This window comes from Rhodanobacter sp. FW104-R8, from assembly GCF_001617365.1.
In the GTDB taxonomy this organism is placed as follows: Bacteria; Pseudomonadota; Gammaproteobacteria; order Xanthomonadales; family Rhodanobacteraceae; genus Rhodanobacter.
In genome coordinates this window covers 16,644-36,563 of record NZ_LVJR01000026.1, presented here as the reverse complement: position 1 = coordinate 36,563, position 19,920 = coordinate 16,644, and the positions used below count along the sequence as shown (strand labels likewise).

Annotated in this window: 15 protein-coding genes; 9 read left to right on the top strand and 6 right to left on the bottom strand. The window is 65.2% G+C overall.

All coding sequences use genetic code 11. The annotated features are described in order from the left end of the window. Nucleotides 1-224: 224 nt before the first annotated feature. The 7 genes from hsdR (at nt 225) to RHOFW104R8_RS07825 (ending at nt 11,555) form a co-directional block, all read left to right on the top strand. Nucleotides 225-2,681 (top strand): EcoAI/FtnUII family type I restriction enzme subunit R, encoded by a 2,457-nt coding sequence (gene hsdR / locus RHOFW104R8_RS07855; RefSeq protein WP_068094300.1) that lies wholly within the window; start codon nt 225-227, stop codon nt 2,679-2,681. 2 nt (nt 2,682-2,683) lie between these two features. Next, the gene (locus RHOFW104R8_RS07850; RefSeq protein ID WP_068094298.1) at nt 2,684-3,529 is read left to right on the top strand and encodes an FRG domain-containing protein; all 846 of its coding nucleotides are present in this window, start codon (nt 2,684-2,686) and stop codon (nt 3,527-3,529) included. Nucleotides 3,530-3,535: 6 nt separating this feature from the next. After that, nucleotides 3,536-4,993: a class I SAM-dependent DNA methyltransferase gene (locus RHOFW104R8_RS07845; RefSeq protein ID WP_068094296.1), complete on the top strand. Its 1,458-nt coding sequence runs from the start codon at nt 3,536-3,538 to the stop codon at nt 4,991-4,993. Further along, nucleotides 4,990-7,275: a restriction endonuclease subunit S gene (locus RHOFW104R8_RS07840; RefSeq protein WP_082823565.1), complete on the top strand. Its 2,286-nt coding sequence runs from the start codon at nt 4,990-4,992 to the stop codon at nt 7,273-7,275. Before RHOFW104R8_RS07845 ends, RHOFW104R8_RS07840 begins: the two co-directional genes overlap by 4 nt. 3 nt (nt 7,276-7,278) lie before the next feature. Continuing rightward, nucleotides 7,279-9,807: an AAA family ATPase gene (locus RHOFW104R8_RS07835; RefSeq protein WP_068094294.1), complete on the top strand. Its 2,529-nt coding sequence runs from the start codon at nt 7,279-7,281 to the stop codon at nt 9,805-9,807. Nucleotides 9,808-9,811: 4 nt separating this feature from the next. Then, nucleotides 9,812-11,116, top strand: a complete 1,305-nt coding sequence (locus tag RHOFW104R8_RS07830) for an McrC family protein (RefSeq protein ID WP_068094589.1) — start codon at nt 9,812-9,814, stop codon at nt 11,114-11,116. 241 nt (nt 11,117-11,357) lie between these two features. Continuing rightward, complete coding sequence (locus tag RHOFW104R8_RS07825) at nt 11,358-11,555, top strand: CsbD family protein (RefSeq protein WP_068094291.1); 198 nt, start codon at nt 11,358-11,360, stop codon at nt 11,553-11,555. Nucleotides 11,556-11,603: 48 nt separating this feature from the next. On the opposite strand, the gene mnhG is transcribed toward RHOFW104R8_RS07825, so the two are convergent. From mnhG to RHOFW104R8_RS07795, 6 genes are read right to left on the bottom strand one after another with little or no spacing between them, the layout of a single operon-like run. Continuing rightward, complete coding sequence (mnhG, locus tag RHOFW104R8_RS07820; RefSeq protein ID WP_068094288.1) at nt 11,604-11,957, bottom strand: monovalent cation/H(+) antiporter subunit G; 354 nt, start codon at nt 11,955-11,957, stop codon at nt 11,604-11,606. Further along, nucleotides 11,954-12,235: a K+/H+ antiporter subunit F gene (locus RHOFW104R8_RS07815; RefSeq protein ID WP_068094287.1), complete on the bottom strand. Its 282-nt coding sequence runs from the start codon at nt 12,233-12,235 to the stop codon at nt 11,954-11,956. The genes mnhG and RHOFW104R8_RS07815 overlap by 4 nt, the downstream gene beginning before the upstream one ends. Then, nucleotides 12,232-12,720 (bottom strand): Na+/H+ antiporter subunit E, encoded by a 489-nt coding sequence (locus RHOFW104R8_RS07810; protein WP_068094278.1) that lies wholly within the window; start codon nt 12,718-12,720, stop codon nt 12,232-12,234. Before RHOFW104R8_RS07810 ends, RHOFW104R8_RS07815 begins: the two co-directional genes overlap by 4 nt. Continuing rightward, complete coding sequence (locus tag RHOFW104R8_RS07805) at nt 12,717-14,315, bottom strand: monovalent cation/H+ antiporter subunit D (RefSeq protein ID WP_068094275.1); 1,599 nt, start codon at nt 14,313-14,315, stop codon at nt 12,717-12,719. The genes RHOFW104R8_RS07810 and RHOFW104R8_RS07805 overlap by 4 nt, the downstream gene beginning before the upstream one ends. Beyond that, the gene (locus RHOFW104R8_RS07800) at nt 14,312-14,653 is read right to left on the bottom strand and encodes a Na+/H+ antiporter subunit C (protein WP_068094272.1); all 342 of its coding nucleotides are present in this window, start codon (nt 14,651-14,653) and stop codon (nt 14,312-14,314) included. Before RHOFW104R8_RS07800 ends, RHOFW104R8_RS07805 begins: the two co-directional genes overlap by 4 nt. Continuing rightward, nucleotides 14,653-17,559: a monovalent cation/H+ antiporter subunit A gene (locus RHOFW104R8_RS07795; RefSeq protein ID WP_068094269.1), complete on the bottom strand. Its 2,907-nt coding sequence runs from the start codon at nt 17,557-17,559 to the stop codon at nt 14,653-14,655. The genes RHOFW104R8_RS07800 and RHOFW104R8_RS07795 overlap by 1 nt, the downstream gene beginning before the upstream one ends. A 298-nt stretch (nt 17,560-17,857) precedes the next feature. Here RHOFW104R8_RS07795 and RHOFW104R8_RS07790 point away from each other — a divergent pair, with 298 nt between their 5' ends. After that, on the top strand, nt 17,858-18,523 hold the full coding sequence (locus RHOFW104R8_RS07790; protein WP_068094263.1) for a response regulator: 666 nt from the start codon (nt 17,858-17,860) through the stop codon (nt 18,521-18,523). Further along, on the top strand, nt 18,520-19,914 hold the full coding sequence (locus RHOFW104R8_RS07785) for a HAMP domain-containing sensor histidine kinase (protein WP_068094260.1): 1,395 nt from the start codon (nt 18,520-18,522) through the stop codon (nt 19,912-19,914). The genes RHOFW104R8_RS07790 and RHOFW104R8_RS07785 overlap by 4 nt, the downstream gene beginning before the upstream one ends. Nucleotides 19,915-19,920 lie beyond the last annotated feature (6 nt).

The following is a 19,920-nucleotide window of genomic DNA, read 5'->3' as shown; positions in this document are numbered from 1 at the left end:
CGCCATGCGTTCTTCAAAAGTTTGGCGCTGCCATCCACAGGAGCTGGTTAGCTTATGCGGGATCTCTAGACGGCTGCCAACTCCACAGGCATCGCACACAGATCTCCCTAGGGTCTGTTTCCAACCGACCAATTCCAAAGCTCTCAGAAGGCATTATTTGAGGCATCCTTTGTTAAGCTCTGGGAACACCCGCGCTTCGAACGGGCAACCAGGGGCCTAGGGCAGTGGACGCAGGGGCGAAACTGAGCGAACGCGATGTCTGCACCAAATTCATCACCCCAGCGCTGGTGGCTGCCGGGTGGGACGTGCAGACACAAATTCGCGAGGAAGTGGGCTTTACCAAAGGTCGCATCATCGTGCGCGGCCGGCTGGTCACCCGAGGCAAGGCAAAGCGGGCTGACTACGTCCTGTATTACAAGCATCTCCCGCTGGCGCTGATCGAAGCCAAGGATCAGTCCCATACCGTCGGCGACGGCATGCAGCAGGCGCTGGGCTATGCCGCCACGCTCGATATCCCGTACGTTTTCTCCTCCAACGGCAAAGGTTTCCAGTTCCACGACCGCAGTGGCGTTTCGGTGCCGCTTGAGCAGTCGCTGTCGATGGACGCGTTCCCCAGCCCGCACGAACTGTGGAACCATTACCGAAGCTGGAAGGGCCTGCAGCCCGCACAGGAAAGTACCGTCCTGCAGGCATACTACGAGGATGGCAGCGGCAAGGAGCCACGCTACTACCAGCGCAACGCCATCAACGCCGCCGTCGAGGCGATCGCCAAGGGGCAGAACCGAATCCTGCTGGTGATGGCCACCGGCACTGGCAAGACCTATACCGCGTTCCAGATCATCTGGCGGCTGTGGAAGGCGGGGCAGAAGAAACGCATCCTGTTCCTGGCCGACCGCAACGTGTTGATCGATCAGACCATGGTCAACGATTTCCGCCCATTCGGCGCGGCCATGGCCAAGCTCAGCACCGCCAGCAAGACGATCGAGCGCGCGGACGGCAGCGAGATCGAGCTGACGCTGGCGCTGGACAAGAAGCGCCGCATCGACCCGGCCTACGAAATCTATCTCGGCCTGTACCAGGCGATCACCGGGCCGGAAGAACGCCAGAAGCTGTTCCGCGAATTCTCGCCGGACTTCTTCGATCTCATCGTGATCGACGAGTGCCACCGCGGGAGCGCAGCCGAAGATTCGGCCTGGCGGGAGATTCTGGAGTACTTCGGTAACGCGACCCAGATCGGCCTCACCGCCACGCCCAAGGAGACCGAGTACGTCTCCAACATCCACTACTTCGGCGAGCCGGTGTACACCTACTCGCTCAAGCAGGGCATCAGCGACGGCTTCCTGGCTCCGTACAAGGTGATCAAGGTGCATCTGGATGTCGACGTGCAGGGTTACCGCCCGCAGCGCGGCGAAACCGACAAGCATGGCTACGCGATTGACGACCGGCTCTATAACGAGAAGGACTTCGACCGCACTCTGGTGATTGATGAGCGCACCCAGCGCGTAGCGAAATGGATTTCCGATTACCTGAAGCAGAGCGGCGACCGCTTTCAGAAGACCATCGTGTTCTGTGTCGACACCGAGCACGCCGCGCGCATGCGCCAAGCGCTGGTCAACGAAAACGCCGACCTCGTGAAGGTGAACCCACGCTATGTCATGCGCATCACCGGCGACGATGCTGAGGGCACTGCGCAGCTTGGCAACTTCATCGACCCCGAGTCGACCTGGCCGGTGATCGTTACCACGTCGCGCCTGCTTTCCACGGGAGTGGACGCGCAGACCTGCCGCCTGATCGTGCTCGACCGCGAAGTGGGCTCAATGACCGAGTTCAAGCAGATCGTCGGTCGTGGCACGCGCGTCCACGAGGACACCCACAAGTACTACTTCACTCTGGTCGATTTCCGCAAAGCCACTAACCACTTCGCTGACCCCGACTTCGACGGCGAACCAGTGCAAATCTACCAGCCCGAGGCCTACGACTCGCCGGTTCCTCCCGATGATGTGCCTCTTGATGAGGACGGCACGCCGTTACCGCCGCAGCCCACCGACGAAGAGACCATCGTCGATCAATCACCGCCACAGATTCCGCCGCCCAGCGTCGAGGACGACCGTCCCCGCAAGTTCTACGTCAGGCAGCGCCCGGTCACCGTAGTGCTGGAACGCGTGGAATACCTCGATGAATCCGGCAAGCTGGTCACCGAGTCCTTGCGCGACTACAGCCGCAACACCATTCGCCGCCACTTCATCAGTCTGGATGCCTTCCTGCGCCGCTGGCGCGAAGCCGAACGCAAGGAGTCGCTGATTGCCGAGCTGGCCGAGGAAGGCCTACTGCTGGAGCCGCTGCAGCAAGAGGTGGGCAAGGATCTTGATCCCTTCGACCTGATCTGTCACATCGCCTTCGACCAGCCACCGATGAGCCGACGCGAGCGTGCCGACAACGTGACCAAGCGCGACGTGTTCACCAAATACGGCCCGCAAGCCCGCGCGGTGTTGGAAGCGCTGCTCGACAAATACCGGGATGAAGGCGTGGTCACCGATCTGGATAATGTGCGGGTGCTGGAGATCCCTCCGTTCAACGCGATGGGCACGCCCATTCAGCTCATCAAACCCTTCGGCGGCAAGGCCGGCTTCGAGCACGCTGTGCACGAGCTTCAGAACGCGCTTTACGACGAGACAGCATAGCCATGGAAGAGGTCGGAAAAGCCAAAGTCTTCGCCTTCTTTGACGACACCAAGAAGATAAAGCAAGCGACAAACAGTGAAATTCGAGCAGGCGATGGCCATCCAGTCTCGTCCTATCTTGAGCTAGCGAAGAAAGTCGCCGAGCTCCAGTTCTATAACCAGGAGCACGTGCTCTTTTTCCGAGGACAACCCACCGACTTCAAGAACAGTGCGCGTAACACCACGTTGAAGCCGAGCATTCTTCGCTCTGATCCTGAAAAACCTCTCATCCCCCCGGTTCCTGAGGAGTTGAGATCGAGGTTCGAGGAGCTCAAACGTTACGAACGCCGCTTGATGGAAACCCTTGAATTCAGCGAGGCGTTAGGCAGACAGCGCGTCGCGAGGCACCGCCTTCTTCGTTGGTCGATTCTCCAGCACTATGAGAAATGCGGCACACCACTCCTCGATGTGTCGCAATCCATTCGGATTGCTGCCTCTTTTGCATCCGTGGGAAGAGGGCCAACAGCGTTCGTCTATGTGCTCGCCGTGCCCAATATCAGCGGTGTAATCAGTGCGAGCGCTGAAGCGGGCCTGCAGACGGTCAAGCTGGCAGGCATCTGCCCGCCCAACGCTGTTCGCCCGTATATCCAGGAGGGCTACTTACTCGGTGAATACCCGGAGATGCCCGACTTCGAACAGAAGCAGAACTACAGGCACTACGAAATCGATTTCGGTAGGAGGCTGATTGCCAAGTTTTGTCTCGATCTGCGCTGCTTTTGGGCAGATCCTGACTTCCCAAAGGTCGCGCGCACCGCTCTCTACCCCAACTCTCGCGATCCGCTCTTCAAGCTCCTCAAGCATTTAGGTTAGTAATCGATGTCAGCCCGCACCACTGTTAAATCCATCCAGGACCTCATGCGCCAGGATGTCGGCGTCGATGGCGATGCCCAGCGCCTCTCCCAGCTGTGCTGGATGTTCTTCCTCAAGATCATCGACGATCAGGATCAGCAGCTGGAGCTGATGCAGGACGGCTTCACCTCGCCGATCCCGCCGCGCCTGCAATGGCGTAATTGGGCCGCCGATCCCGAGGGTGACACCGGCGACACGCTGATGGCCTTCGTCAACGACGACCTGTTTCCCGCGCTCAAGGAATTGCCCGCGCTAGGCAAGCAGGCCAACCGCGCCCGCGTCATCCGCAGCCTGTTCGGTGATGCTTACAACTACATGAAGTCCGGCCACCTGATGCGTCAGGTGATCAACAAGATCAACACCGTAGACTTTAACGACCTGGCCGAGCGCAAGCATTTCGGCGAGGTCTACGAGCAGCTGCTCAACGATCTGCAGAACGCGGGCAACGCCGGCGAGTACTACACGCCGCGCGCGGTTACCGCCTTCATGGTCGACCGCATCGACCCGCACCCCGGCGAAAAGCTGTTCGATCCGGCCTGCGGCACGGGTGGCTTTCTCACATGCGCCATCCGCCACATGCGCGACCGCTACGTGAAATCGGTGGCCGACGAAAAGGCCTTGCAAGCGGGCCTGCGCGCGGTGGAGAAAAAGCCGCTGCCGCACATGCTGTGCGTCACCAACATGCTGCTGCACGGCATCGAAGACCCCAGCTTCGTGCAGCACGACAACACCCTGGCCCGGCCCTACATCAGCTGGGAGCAGAAGGAGCGCGTCGACATCATCCTTGCCAACCCGCCCTTCGGCGGCAAGGAAGAGGACGGCATCGAGTCCAACTTCCCCGCGCATTTCCGCACCAAGGAAACCGCCGACCTGTTCCTGGCGCTGTTCATCCGCCTGCTCAAGCCCGGCGGCCGCGCGGCCATCGTGCTGCCGGACGGCTCGCTGTTCGGCGAAGGCGTAAAGACCCGCCTCAAGGAGCACCTGCTGGAAGAGTGCAACCTGCACACCATCGTGCGGCTGCCCAACAGCGTGTTCAAACCCTACGCCAGCATCGGCACCAACCTGCTGTTCTTCGAAAAGGGCAGCCCCACGCAGGACATCTGGTACTACGAGCACCGCGTGCCCGAAGGCCAGAAGGCCTACTCCATGACCCGGCCAATCAGGATCGAGCACCTGCAGGATTGCGTCGACTGGTGGGGCGGCGCCAGCCGCGAAGGCCGTGTCGAAACCCCGCAGGCATGGAAAGTGACGGCGAAGGAGATCAAAGCCCGCGGCTACAACCTCGACATCAGGAACCCGCACACCGAAGCCGAAGACCACGGAGACCCGGAGACCCTGCTCGTTGACCTCGACGCCGCCGAAGCCGAGACGGCGCGGTTGCGCGACCAGCTCAAGGCGATCCTGGCCGAGGCGCTGGCGCGATGAATGTCCAAGGTTTGTTGACGCACTACGCGCGAATCGCAGACGCGCCGAATGCGATCGCAAAGCTGCGGCGGTTCGTGCTGGACCTGGCGGTAAGGGGAAAGTTGGTGGCGCAGGAGTCTGGCGACGAGCCCGCCAGCAAACTGCTGGAGAGGGTCACTGCCGAGAAGACGCGGCTTATCCAAACAGAGACCGTCAGAAAGGCAAAGTCGGCCCCGCCACCTGAAGAAGCGCCTTTTGCGATCCCATCCGATTGGACGTGGTCACAGATCGCCGAGATCGGGATATTGAGCCCGCGCAACGACGCGGCTGATGATATGCAGGCGTCCTTTGTCCCGATGAACTTGATTGCCGCTGAGTACGGGGCACCGAATGGCCATGAGGTTCGCGTATGGCGGGAAATCAAAAAGGGTTATACGCATTTTTCGGAGGGTGATGTTGGACTGGCGAAGATCACGCCCTGCTTCGAGAACGGCAAGTCCACCGTATTCAGGAATTTGTCCGGGAAGTTAGGGAGTGGAACAACGGAGTTGCACATCGTTCGGCCGTTGTTGATCAATCCGGACTACGTGCTCATTTTCCTCAAGAGTCCGCACTTCATCGAATCAGGCATCCCCAGGATGACAGGCACTGCGGGGCAGAAGCGTGTGCCGACCGACTACTTTGCCTATTCGCCGTTCCCACTACCTCCGCTAGCCGAACAACACCGCATCGTCGCTAAGGTCGATGAGCTGATGGCGCTGTGCGATCAGCTGGAAGCAGCGCGGACGCAGCGCGAGGCCACGCGCGACCGGCTGGCCGCGGCAAGCCTGACTCGCCTCAACGCGCCCGATCCGGACACCTTCCGCGCCGACGCCCGCTTCGCCCTCGACTCCCTCCCGGCTCTCACCACCCGCCCCGACCAGATCAAGCAACTCCGCCAAACCATCCTCAACCTCGCCGTCCGCGGCAAGCTCGTGGCCCAACGCCACGATTGCGAACAGGTCCAGCAAGAATTACTCAAATCAGCAAAGCGGAAATCAGACGATAGAGATGAGAGCCGCCGCCACACCGCTGATAGCGCAACGCCGTATGAGCTTCCGGTCAACTGGATATGGGCGACCACAGAAGAAATATGCGCAGCAATCGTGGATTGCCCGCATTCCACCCCTGTGTTTAGTTCGCACGGAATCGCTTGTCTTGACACCAACAGCGTCAAGGGCGGCACCGTCTTACACGCCAAGCTTCGCTTCGTAAGCGAAGAAGTCTATCGGGACCGCATCCGCCGCCTTACACCAGAGGCCGGCGACATCATCTTTGCGAGGGAGGGCAGCGTTGGCGAATCGGCGGTGGTCCCCGAGGGGATGCGCTGCTGTATGGGCCAAAGAGTCATGCTTTTTCGTCCCTCGGATTTAATGACTCCAAAGTACTTTCAACTCGCTATATCGGAGCCCTCATCGTTGGAAAGACTCTTAGAGCGGCACAAGGGAATTGGCGCGAGACACGTAAACGTGTCGGATATGCGGCGAGCCTTACTGCCACTGCCGCCACTCGCGGAACAGCACCGTATCGTCGCCAAACTCGACGAGCTGATGATGCTGTGTGACCAGCTGGAAGCCAGCCTCACCACCAGCGAAACCACCCGCAGTCGCCTGCTCGACGCACTGCTACACGAAGCGCTGGCCCCTGCTCCAACGGTGAACATCGAACATCCACGCGCTGCCGTGAGCGGCTACGTGGTCTCGCATCTCGCCTCCAAGCGAAACTTCGGCCGTACCGCGCACATGAAGCACCTCTATCTGGCCGAGTCGCGCCTTGGCCTGAATCTGAGTGGCCGCTACATGCGCCAAGCAGCCGGCCCGCTGGACACCGGCATCTACGCGTTGGAGAAGCAGGCCGAGGCCGCTGACTGGTACACCCACCGCGTCGAGACGCTTCCTTCCGGTAAGGAAAAGGTGAGCTACGTGCCCGGTAAGGCTCTCAAGGCGTTGGCCGAAGAAGGCGTCGCCGTGCTTGGCCCTTTGCGCGAAGAGATGGATCGACTGATCGACTTGATGGGTGGCTTGAAGACCGAACAGGTCGAGATCATCGCCACCCTTTTTGCTGCCTGGAACGACGCCCTGCTTGATGGTCACACGCTGGACGACGACTGGATCGTCAAAGAGGTGCGCGAGCACTGGCACGCCAGCAAGCAGCGCTTTGCGCCCGCCGAGCTGCACAAATGGCTGGGGTGGATGCGCCAGAACGATGTCGTCCCCCTCGGTCACCCGCCGCGCACGATGCAACAAACCACGATGGAGTTTTGACCCATGGCCTTCAGCCCGGACGACACGTTGTGGCGCGAGTTTCTTCAGGTGTGGCCGCTGGAGCGGCTACGCACCATGACCCTGGCCCAGTACACCACGGCGGGTGACAAGGACTGCTTCATCTATTGGCTGGAATTCCGGCTGATTGATTACGGCAGCATCGCGGGGGGCTCCGCTTTCAAGTTCGCGATCTTCTCCCGCAAGGACACCGTGGCGCGCGATGGCGACACGGCGCTGGCTTACGACGAGCACTACGGGTGGTACCGCCGATTCGGCAGCTCCCCTGAAGAGGCATTTCAGGCCATCCGTGGCCATGTGGTAGCCGTGGCCAAGGCTGCTCGTGACGGTCGCCTGGACGAGATCGACAGCAGCCCGCTTGGCGCGGCCTATCGCTGGAAAATTGCCTTTCACTATCAGCCGCTGCAGAACCCGAGCATCCCCTGCGTATACGTGCGCAAGCCTCTTTTGCACCTTCTCGGCCTGCCGGCTTCCGATAGCACGACACCTCAAAGTGAGCTCTATCGATCCCTCGCGAAATTGCGCCAGGCGGATGAGAGCATCTTCGCGTTCAGCGAACGGCTCTGGAAAGACTGGGTGGCCAACACACCGTTTGTCGTCAAGCTGAGCGAGGGAGCTGTCAAGCACGGCTATCTCCCGGTCAACCTCATCTCCGCGCCGTTCCCGGAGACCATGTACGGCGGCAAGACGCCGGAAGACGCCGCCGACACGGCGCACTTCCGCACCGACTCGGGCCTGGAGTTCGACACCGACATACGCGTTTCAAGCCCCGGCAGCGGTCGACTACGTCACCGGCTGGGCAGCTACTTCAAGGACATTGGTGCAGCGGCAGGTGACGTCATCACCGTCACTCAGGACGGTAATGGGACCTACCTTTTGTCCTCCAAGGTGGCGACCCATGCAGTCGGTCCGGTGGCACCGGTTGCAACAACCTCCACTGCGACCTCGGCGAAAGACTGTGCCGCCGAGCGCCCCCCTTTGAATCAGATCCTTTTCGGACCGCCGGGGACGGGGAAGACCTACCAGGCCATCGAGAAGGCTCTGGAGATCCTCGACCCTTCATTTCTCTTGCGGTTGGGTGATGACGAAAGCGACGAGCGCCGGAAGGAGCTCAAGCAGCGCTACGACGAACTGGCGAAGGAAGGCCTTGTGCAGTTCGTGACGTTCCACCAGAGCTTCAGCTACGAGAACTTCGTCGAGGGTTTGAGCGCGAGCTCTGATCCCGATACCAGGCAGATCCGCTATGACGTGGAAGACGGCGTCTTCAAGGAGCTCTGTGAATCCGCGCGCACCCGGCTGGTACGCAGGAGCGACGACGCTCCACTGGAGCTGTCGGGGCGGCGCATCTGGAAGTTGTCGCTGGGCGACTCCAACACCGAGGGACACATCTACGAGGAGTGCATGGAGAAAGGCCTTGCCCTGATGGGCTTTGGCAACAATGCAGACTTTTCTCAGTGCCAATCCCGCGAAGATATCCAAAAGGTCTTTGCCGCCTCCGGTGAGCAGCTCTCGCTGGGTGACTACCCGATCACGGCCATCAATACCTTTGTCCGCCAGATGAAGAAGGGCGACCTCGTTGTCGTGAGCGAAGGCAACTTGAAGTTCCGTGCCATTGGCGAGATCACCGCCGACTATGAGTTGGTTGCTCGTGAGAGTGACAACTACTCCCAGGCGCGAACTGTACGTTGGCTGCGCGCCTATAAGCCCGCCTTGCCCTACGGCGCGCTGATGGAAAACCGCTTCAGTCAGATGACCGTATACGAGCTGCGAGCGGGCTCGATCAACTACGACAAGTTTCGCGCGCTTCTGAAATCCGAAGACACGGGGGCCGGTCCTGACCGGCCGCGCGTGTTGATCATCGACGAGATCAATCGGGGCAATGTCTCGCGAATCTTTGGCGAGCTGATCACGCTGATCGAGCCATCCAAGCGCTCAGGTGCTGCCGAGGCGCTCGAGGTTTTGCTGCCCTACTCGAAAGATCCATTCAGCGTGCCGGATAACGTGTACCTGATCGGCACCATGAATACGGCTGACCGTTCACTGGCCGGCCTCGATATAGCGCTTCGTCGACGCTTCGACTTTGTGGAAATGCCCCCCAGGCCGGACAAGCTGACAGGCATCAAAGTGGCCGAAATCGACATGTCGGCTGTACTTGAAACGATGAACCGCCGCATCGAGATCTTGCTCGATCGTGACCACCAGATTGGTCACGCCTATTTCATGTCGCTCGAGAACAGCAACGACCTGTCGAGGCTGTCGAGCATCTTCCTGAAGCAGATCATCCCGCTCCTTCAGGAATACTTCTTTGAGGACTGGCAGCGCATTGCGTGGGTCCTGAACGACCATCGCAAAGACAAGGGATTCCGTTTCGTCGTGCCCGCCACTTATTCCATGGACTCGTTGTTCGGCAACACGGGCGACGTCGTACCGGAAGCCAAGGCATGGCGATTGGACGAAGAAGCCTTCAATAAGCCCCAGACTTACCTGGGCATTCTCGGTGACGGCAAGGTCTGAACAGGTGCGCCAGCCTGTCGTCGTCAGGGAATACGCTCGGCTAACCACGTCAGCCGTTGCAGAGGGCTCGCTAGACGTCGCCCGTGTATCGGAATCGGCATTCGACTGGCTGTGCCGTGAGAGCGCACGACTGCAGAAGTCCGGCGCTGCTTTGGTGCAGGTGGATGATCGCCGCTGGTTGCGGCTGGACAGCTATGTCGGCGTGATCGAGACGCCTTGCGGAACGCGCATCGAGATCTTGCCAAAGACGGCAGAACACGGCGACAACCGCGACGCGGCCCGCCGGCTGCTGCGAAAGATGCTGGCACGTTGCCTGGATGTGCCAGCCCGTGAAACGTCGCCCACCGAGATCCAGACTTTTGACGCACCGCTGACCGAATGGGTGATGCGTCAGTTCCTGCAAGCGCTGGACAAGCTCGTAAAACGCGGCCTGCGCTTCGACTACCACCATGTGCAGGAAGAGCAGCGTTTTCTGCGCGGCCGGCTGGATGTACCGCGCCAGCTGCGCCAGCCGCCGGGACGCGACCACCTGTTCCAGATCGAGCACGACGTGTTTGATGCCGACCGACCCGAGAATCGGCTGCTGTGCTTAGCGCTGGACCGAGTCTGTCGGCTGACCCGCGACGCTGGCAACTGGCGGCTAGCCCACGAGCTGGCGACCTTTCTCGCGCCGGTGCCACGCAGCCGCAATGTCAACGAGGACTTCCGCCGCTGGCGCAGCGATCGCCTACTCACGCACTACCAACCAGCACGTCCGTGGTGCGCATTGATACTCGGCGAGCGGACCCCGCTGTCGGTCATGGGCGAGTGGCATGGCACCAGCCTGCTGTTCCCGATGGAGAAGATCTTCGAACGCTATGTCGAGGCCTGCCTGCGCAAGACGCTACCCCGTGACGCGACAATCAAGACGCAGGCGTCCAGCCAGTACCTGTGCGAACACGACAGCCAGAACTGGTTTCAGCTCAAACCCGACTTTCTCATCAAGCAGGGTGAGCGGACCTGGGTACTGGATACCAAGTGGAAGCTGCTTGACCAGGCCTTGGGTGGCACCAAGGATAAGTACGGCCTCAGCCAGTCCGACTTCTATCAGCTCTTCGCCTACGGCCACCGCTACCTACCCGCGGAAGGACAGATGCTGCTGATCTACCCCATGACCCACAGGTTCCAGCAGCCGTTGCCGGTGTTCACCTATTCGCAGCATCTACACCTTCGGGTCGTGCCGTTCGATCTGCAGAACGATCGATTGGTTGAGGATCTGTCGCTGACGTCGGGCTTTTGGGTTGCACACACCGATGAAGTCGTTCAGTAGCACCAATCAATCATGATCCGTACACCGGAATCCTAATCACCGTGTGACCACTGGTGGGAATCGGCCACGAACGGCGTTCATCGCTCGGGTTAGAACCCTCCGCCATGCACCACCGCCTGAACGCCCGCCCCACCCATGCACGTCGCCACCACCTGGCCCTAACGCCACCGTGCGGATAGTGGTCCGCGACGGGTTGCAACGGCACGCCTGTCATCCCTATTCGCAAACGGAGTGACACGACATGAACGACGACCGCATCCAGGGCAACTGGAAACAGCTCACCGGCAAGATCAAGGCCAAGTGGGGCGACCTGACCGACGACGACCTGACCCGGGCCGAGGGCAATACCGAGTATCTGGTCGGCAAGGTGCAGGAGCGTTACGGCATCGCGCGCGACGAGGCCAAGCGCCAGGTGCGGGATTTCGAGCGGACGCTGTAATCCCGCCGGTATCGCACGGGGTCGCTGCGGTTGCGGCGGCTCCGCGCGTCAGTCCTTCGGCGTCAGCTGCGGCACGTCCTGCGAGCCTTCCTCGCGGTCGCGGTACAGCGCGGCGCGCACCAGCAGCATCAGGGTGATCGGCGTGGTCAGGGTGAGGAACACGCCGATCAGGATCTCGTAGAAGATCGGCCGGCCGTGCAGCACCGAGAAGCAGGTGATCGAGCCGGCCAGCATGAAGAACGTGCCCAGCGTGGTGCCCAGGGTCGGTGCGTGCACGCGCTGGTAGAAGTTCTCCAGGCGCAGCAGGCCGAGCGAGCCGACGAAGGCGAACAGCGCGCCCAGCAGCACGAAGGCCGCCACCAGGATCGCCGCCCACGGCGGCAGCGCGTCGAGGCGGCTCATTCGATCACCTGCCCGCGCATCAGGAATTTCGACAGCGCCACCGTGCCGGCGAAGCCGAGCAGCGCGATGATCAGGCCGGCCTCGACGTAGAGCAGGCTGCCGCTGCGGATGCCGACGGTGAGCAGCAGCAGCATCGCGTTGACGTACAGCGCGTCCAGCGCCAGCACGCGGTCCTGCGCGCGCGGGCCGCGCACCATGCGGATGATCGAGAAGCTCATCGCCAGCAGCAGCAGGATCTGCGCGACGATGACGGCGGCGCCAAGCAGGCCGTGGCTCATTGGAAGATCTCCAGCAGGGGGCGCTCGTAGCGCCGCTTGATCGAATCGATCCAGCCCGCCTCGTCGACCAGGTCCAGCACGTGGATCAGCAGGATGTTCGCGTCGGGGTCGTAGCTGACCCAGATCGTGCCCGGCGTGGAGGTGATGATGCACGCCAGCACGGCGAGACCGTGGTGGTCGGTGAGGGTCAGCGGGATCGCCACGAAGCCGGAGCGCGTGCGGCTGTCGCGGCGCAGGATCAGCCGGGCCACCGCGAGGTTCGAGCGGAAGATGTCCAGCACCACGCGCAGGAACAACCGGCCGAGCAGCGGATAGTGGCGCAGCCGCGCCTTCGGCGGGCGCAGCAGGCCGAACACCTTCGCCAGCGCGACGCCCAACAGCGCGCCGAGCAGGATCGTGCCCGGCGCCACGCTCTGCTGCAGCAGCAGCCAGACCGCCAGCAGCAGCGCGGACAGGATCGGGTACGGCAGCCAGCGCCGGATCATGGCGCGGCCTCCCCCGGCGGCAGCACCGCGTGGACGTAGCCGGCCGGCGCATGCAGCTGGCCGGCGGTGTCGCGCAGGTAGCGCAGCGGCCGCTCGACCAGCACGGTGAGCAGCAGGCACAGGCCGAGCAGGATCGCGATGGAGGCGCTCTCGACCAGATGCACCTTCGGGAAGATCCGCTCCGGCTCGACCCAGAAGATCTGGATGCCGGCGCGGCACAGCGCGATCACCGTGCCGAAACCGGCCACGACGACCAGCGCGAACAGCACGCCCGCGCCGGACCGCGCGCCGCCGTCGAGCATCGGCGCCAGCAGCGCGAACTTGGCCAGGAAGCCGGATAGCGGCGGCAACCCCGCCAGCAGCAGCGCGCAGGCGCTGAAGCTCACGCCCAGCATCGCGATCGGCGCGGGGATCACCACCGGCCGCTCGTCCTCCTGCGCGTACAGGCTTTCGTTCGCTGCCGTTTCGCCCGGCTGCTCGTACGGCTCCAGGCTCAGGCTGTCGTCGGTCTCGTCGTCGCCGTCGGAGGCGAGCAGGCCGACGACCAGGAAGAACGCGGCGATCGCCAGTGTGGAGATCACCAGGTAGGCCAGCGCGCCGGCGGTCACCGCCGGCTGTTGCAGGCCGATCGCGCCGAGCAGGGTGCCGGAGGAGATCACCACGTTGTAGCCGGCCAGCTTGGCCAGGTCGCGCGCGCCCAGCATGCCGACGACGCCGGCAGCCACGGTGGCCGCCCCGCCCCACAGCATCCAGCCGCTGCCGAAATGGGCGGACGCCGGACCGGCGCCGGCGCCGAACAGCAGCAGGCCCAGCCGCAGCAAGACATAGATGCCGACCTTGGTCATCAGCGCGAACATCGCCGCCACCGCCGGCGACGCAGCCGCATACGTGCGCGGCAACCAGAAGCCCAGCGGCCACATCGCGGTCTTGATCAGGAACGCCACGCCGAGCAGCGCCGCGCCCGCATGCAGCAGCGCGCGGGTGCGCTCGGGCACGTGCGGAATCAGCTCGGCCAGCGCCGCCATGTTGAGCGTGCCGGTGACGCCGAAGATCAGGCTGACGCCGAGCAGGAACAGCATCGAGGCGGTGAGGTTCACCGCGATGTAGTGCAGCCCCGCGCTGACCCGCCGCGCGCCCGAGCCGTGCAGGGCGAGGCCGTAGGACGCCGCCAGCAGCACCTCGAAGAACACGAACAGGTTGAACAGGTCACCGGTGAGGAAGGCACCGTTCAGGCCCATCAGCAGGAACTGCAGCAGCGGCTGGAAGTGGCCGCCGCGGTGCTGCCAGCGGCCCAGCGCGTACGGCAGCAGCGCCAGTGCGAGCACGCCGGTGAGCAGCACCATCAGCGCCGACAGCCGGTCGGCCACCAGCACGATGCCGAAACGCGCCGGCCAGTCGCCGAGGCGGTACACCGCCGCCGGCGCGCCGTCACCGGACACCGCCAGCATCAGCGCGGCGGCCAGCAGCACCAGCGCGACGCACGAGGCGATGCTCAGCGCCAGCACCATGCGCCGGCGCTTCTCGCCCACCAGCAGCTGCAGCGCGGCCACCAGCAGCGGCGTGACGATCGGCGCGATGATCAGGTGGTTGTTCACGGCGTGCCGTCCTCGCCGTCGACGTGGTCGTTGCCGGTCAGCCCGCGCGAGGCCAGCAGCACCACCAGGAACAGCGCGGTGGTGGCGAAGCCGATCACGATCGCGGTGAGCACCAGCGCCTGCGGCAGCGGGTCGGCGTACTGCGCGAGGTCGCCGGCCGCGCCCTGCAGCACCGGGTCGGCGCCGGTGCGCAGGCCGCCGATGGAGAAGATGAAGAGGTTCACCGCGTAGGAGATCAGGGTCAGCCCGATGATCACCTGGAACGTGCGCGGGCGCAGCAGCAGCCACACGCCGGAGGCGGCGAGGATGCCGATCGCAGCGGCAAGCACCAGTTCCATCAGCCCGGCCCTCCCGCCGCGGCCGGCGCATCCGCCGCCTGGCGCGGACGGCGCAGCGACTGGTGCGCCAGCGCGATCAGCATCAGCGTGGTGGCGCCCACCACCACGCAGAACACGCCGAGGTCGAACAGCACCGCCGAGGCCAGCGGCAGCTGGCCCAGCAGGGGCAGCTCCGCGTAGCGGAAATACGAGGTGAGGAAGGGACGGCCAAACGCCAGCGAGCCCAGTCCGGTGCCCGCCGCCAGCAGCAGGCCGGCGCCGATCCAGCGCACCGGCAGCACGCGCAGGTGCGCCTCCACCCAGCGTGCGCCGCGCGCCATGTACAGCAGGATCAGCGCCACCGACACGGTGATGCCGGCGACGAAACCGCCGCCCGGCAGGTCGTGCCCGCGCAGGAACAGGTGCAGCCCGAACAGCAGGATCAGCGGGAACATCAGCTGGATGATCAGGCCCGGGATCATCAGGTAGTCGGTCAGCGAATGGTCGGGCGCGCGGCCGGGCTGGTCCGCGTCGGGCGCCGCCTGCCGCTGCTGCTGCAGCGGCGCGTCGATGCTCTCGGCCGCCGGACGGAAGCGGCGCAGCAGGGCGAACACGGTCAGCGCCACGATCGCCAGCACGCTGATCTCGCCCAGCGTGTCGAAGCCGCGGAAGTCGACCAGGATCACGTTAACCACGTTGCGGCCGCCGCCCTCGGTATAGGCCCGCTCGAGGAAGAAGCGTGAGATCGAGTCGGCCACCGGATGCATCATCGCCGCATAGGCGAGCGTGGCCACGCCCAGGCCCACCGCGATCGCGATGAAGACGTCGCGCCGGCGACGGAAGCGGTGCGCGCGGCTCTCCGGCGCCAGCCCCTCGATGCGCTTGGGCAGCCAGCGCAGGCCGAGCAGGATCAGGATCGTGGTGACTACCTCGACCAGCAGCTGGGTCGCCGCCAGGTCCGGCGCCGACAGCCACACGAAGCTCACGCACGACACCAGCCCCGCGCCGCCGGTGAGCACCAGCGCGGCGAGGCGGTGGAACTTGGCCTGGCTCGCCGCGCCGATCGCGCAGGCCGCGCCGAGCAGCCACAGCAGCGCGAACGCCGGGTCGACGCTGGACCAGCGCGGATGGAAGCCGAACGGCGCGCTGGTCGCCGCCAAGGTGCCGGCCAGCAACGCCAGCAGCACGATCAGCAGCAGCTGCGGCTGCAGCCGGCGGCTCGGGTAGCGGCGCTCGATCCGCCGCGGGATATCTGCGGCGAACACCGCCAGTGCGCGCTCGAAGATGCGCTTGCCGCTGAGCCGCCCGGTCAGCGGCGCCGCCTCGAGGCCGGCGAAACGGCGGCGCAGGCCGGCGAACAGCAGGCAGCCGGCCACGAACGCGCACACGCTCATCACGAGCGGCGTGGTCAGGCCGTGCCACACCGCCAGGCTGTAGGCCGGCATGCCGTCGCCCAGTACCGCGCCGGCCGCCAGCCGCAGCGACGGCCCGATCACCCGCGCCGGCAGTACGCCCACCAGCAGGCAGGCCAGCGCCAGCAGGCCGATCGGCACGCGCATCCACAGCGGCGGCTCGTGCGGCTGGCGCGGCAGGCCAGTAGCCAGGCGGCCGAAGAACGCCCCGCGCACGAAGCGGATCGAGTAGGCCACGCCGAACGCGCTGGCCGCCACCGCAAGCACCGCCGTCAGCACGTCCAGCAGCGGGCCATGCCGGCCGGCCAGCGTCTCGGCGAAGAACATCTCCTTCGACAGGAAGCCGTTCAGCAGCGGCACGCCGGCCATCGCCGCCGCCGCGACCAGGGCCAGCGTGGCGGTGACCGGCATCACCCGGCGCAGCCCGCCGAGCCGGCGCAGGTCGCGCGTGCCGGCCTCGTGGTCGACCGCGCCGGCGGCCATGAACAGCGAGGCCTTGAAGGTGGCATGGTTGACGATGTGGAAGATCGCCGCCACCACGCCCAGCGCGCTGCCCAGGCCGACCAGCATGGTGATCAGGCCCAGGTGGCTGATCGTCGAATAGGCCAGCACGCCTTTCAGGTCCTGCTCGAACATCGCCGAGTACGCGCCCAGCACCAGCGTGACCAGGCCCACCCCGCCGACGATCCAGAACCACTCGCCGGTGCCGCCCAGCACCGGCCAGAAGCGCACCAGCAGGAACACGCCGGCCTTCACCATGGTGGCCGAATGCAGGTAGGCCGACACCGGGGTGGGCGCCGACATCGCCTGCGGCAGCCAGAAGTGGAACGGGAACTGCGCGCTCTTGGTGAACGCGCCGAGCAGCACCAGCAGCAGCGTGGGCGTGTACAGCGCATGTGCGCGCACCGCGTCGCCGGCGGCGAGGATCGCGTCGAGATCATAGCTGCCCGCGATATGGCCCAGCAGCAGCACGCCGGCGAACAGGCACAGGCCGCCGCCGGCGGTGACGATCAGCGCCATCCGCGCGCCGTCGCGGGCCGACGCGCCGTGGTGCCAGTAGCCGATCAGCAGGAACGAGAACAGGCTGGTCATCTCCCAGAAGAACACCAGCTGGATCACGTTGCCCGCCGTCACGATGCCCAGCATCGAGCCCATGAACGCCAGCAGCAACGCGTAGAAGCGCGCCAGCGGATCGTCCGGCGACATGTAGTAGCGCGCGTACAGCCCCACCAGCGCACCGATGCCGCAGACCAGCAGCATGAACAGCCAGGCGAAACCGTCCACCCGCAGCACCAGGTCCAGCCCCGGCGCCCACGGGATGACCTGGCGCCATACCCCGCCGGCGGCAAGCGCGGGGTACAGCCACAGCGAAAGCACCAGTCCGAGCAGCGCGGTGGCCGTCATCAGCCACGCCGCCAGCTTGTGGCCGCCGCAGCGGCCACGCAGCAGGGACACCGCCACGCTGGCCGCGAAGGGCAGGCAGACGATGGCGCTGGGCAGGGCGTTGTCGGGCATCGGTCGCAGCGCTCATTGGAAAGGTCGTCGGTGCCGCCGGCAACGGGACGGGCACCCCGGCACTTCATGGGCATCCGCATGCCATGGCGGGACAACGCCACCGCATGCCGTACCGCGGGCGATCCTTGCAATCACCCGAATGGCCACACGTCACGCCGCCCGATTCTATCGTCCGGCCCGAACGGGCGGCAAATGCGCCGCAACGCATGACGGCCCGGCTTAAGCACTTCGTAAGCGGATGGCTGGATAATCCCCGCATGCGCCGACCTGCGCGCAGGTCGGCTGGAGGAACCTGTCCGTGCACATCATCCTGGTGGAAGACGATCTCCAGCTCGGCGCGGCGATCCAGCGCGCGCTGGAACGCCTCGCCTATACGGTGAGCTGGCTGCGCGACGGCCGCGAGGCGCTGCTCGCGCTGCGCGACGAGACCGCCGACCTGGTGCTGCTCGACCTCGGCCTGCCCGGCAAGGACGGCCTGGACGTGCTGGTCGAGGCGCGCCGCGCGCACGTCAAGACGCCGGTGCTGGTGATGACCGCGCGCGACGGCCTGGAGGCCCGCGTGAGCGGCCTCGACGCCGGCGCCGACGATTACCTGACCAAGCCGTTCCACCTGGAGGAACTGGCCGCGCGCATCCGCTCGCTGACCCGCCGCACGCAGGGGCTGGCCGCCAACCGCATCGAGGCCGGCGCGCTGAGCCTGGACCTGGGCACCTCCGAGGTGGTTTTCCGCGGCCAGCGGGTGGAGCTGACCAAGCGCGAGTTCGCCCTGCTGCAGATCCTGATGGAACGCGCCGGCCGGCTGGTACGCCGCGAGAACCTGGAAAATTCCCTGTACGGCCTGGACAACGTGGTCGGCTCCAGCGCGCTGGAGGTGCTGATGCACACCCTGCGCCGCAAGCTGAGCTTCGACACCATCCAGACCGTGCGCGGCTTCGGCTACATGATCGCGCGGGAGCCGAAGTGAGGCCGGCGAGCCTGCACGGCCGGCTGCGCTGGCTGATCATCGTGGTGCTCGCCGCGGTGCTGCTGCCACTGGGCGTGCTCAGCTTCAAGCGCACTGTCCGCGAAGTGGGCGAGCTGTCCGACGGCCGGCTGGCGCAGTCGGCGCGGACGCTGCAGGTGCTGATCGCGCATGCCGACCTGGACGCCCTGCAGCGCCGCGATGCCGACCGCCTGCTGGTGCCGATCGAGGCCCGCCTCGTCGGCAGCCCGCCGCGGCAGCGCTACACCTACGAGTCCGAGGTCGGCTTCCAGGTGTTCGACCGCACCGGCCGCATGGTGCTGGCCACCGCCAACCTCGCCGGCATGCCGCCGCCGCAGGCCGGCGACGCGGATTTCCAGGACGTGCGGCTAGGGCCGTACCGCTGGCGCGTGTTCACCCTGCACGACACCGCGAACCGCGTGGTGATCCGCACCGGCGAGCGCTACGACAGCCGCGACGAGATCATGCACGCGGTGTGGCTGGAGCACAGCCTGCCGCTGCTGGTGGGCCTGCCGCTGCTGGCCCTGCTGGTGGGCTGGGCGATACGCCGCGGCCTGCGCCCGCTGGAGGCGCTGACCCGTGCGTTGTCGTCGCGGGAGCCGGGCAGCCACGAGCCGGTGCTGCTGGGCGACGCGCCGCAGGAATTGCAGCCGGTGCTGGCGGCGCTGAACGAACAGCTGACCCGGCTGGAAGATGCCCTGGAGCGCGAGCGACGCTTCAGCGCCGACGTGGCGCACGAGCTGCGCACGCCGCTGGCCTCGGCCACGATCAACCTCGAAAGCGCGATGACCAGCACCGACCCGGCCGAACTGAACCTCGCGCTGGGCAGCGCCCAGCACGGCCTCGCCGCGCTGGCGCGGCGGGTCGAGCAGCTGCTGGCGCTGGCCCGGCTGGAAGCGGGCGCCGCATCGGGCCAGCGCAGCCGGGTCGACCTGGTCGCCGTGGCGATGGACGTCATCGAGGAACTGGCGCCGGTGATCGCCGAGAGCGGCGCGGAGCTGAGCTTCGCGCGGCTGATGCCGCAGGTGGCGGTGCAGGGCTACGAGGCCGCCCTCGCGGCGCTGCTGCGCAACCTGCTGGAGAACGCGCTGCGCCACGCCCCGGCCGGCGGGCGGGTGCAGCTGTCGCTCGACCGCACCGCGCAGGGCGCGCTGGTCGACGTGACCGACGACGGCCCCGGCATTCCCGCCGAGCACCGCGCCGGCGTGTTCGCGCGTTTCCACCGCGAGACCGGCAGCCGCGGCGACGGCTACGGCCTGGGCCTGTCGATCGTGCAGCGCGCGGCCGAGCTGCACCACGCCAGCATCGAGCTGCTCGACTCGCCATACGGCAGCGGCCTGCGCGTGCGCGTGGTGATCCCGCCGCTGCCCTGACGGGCG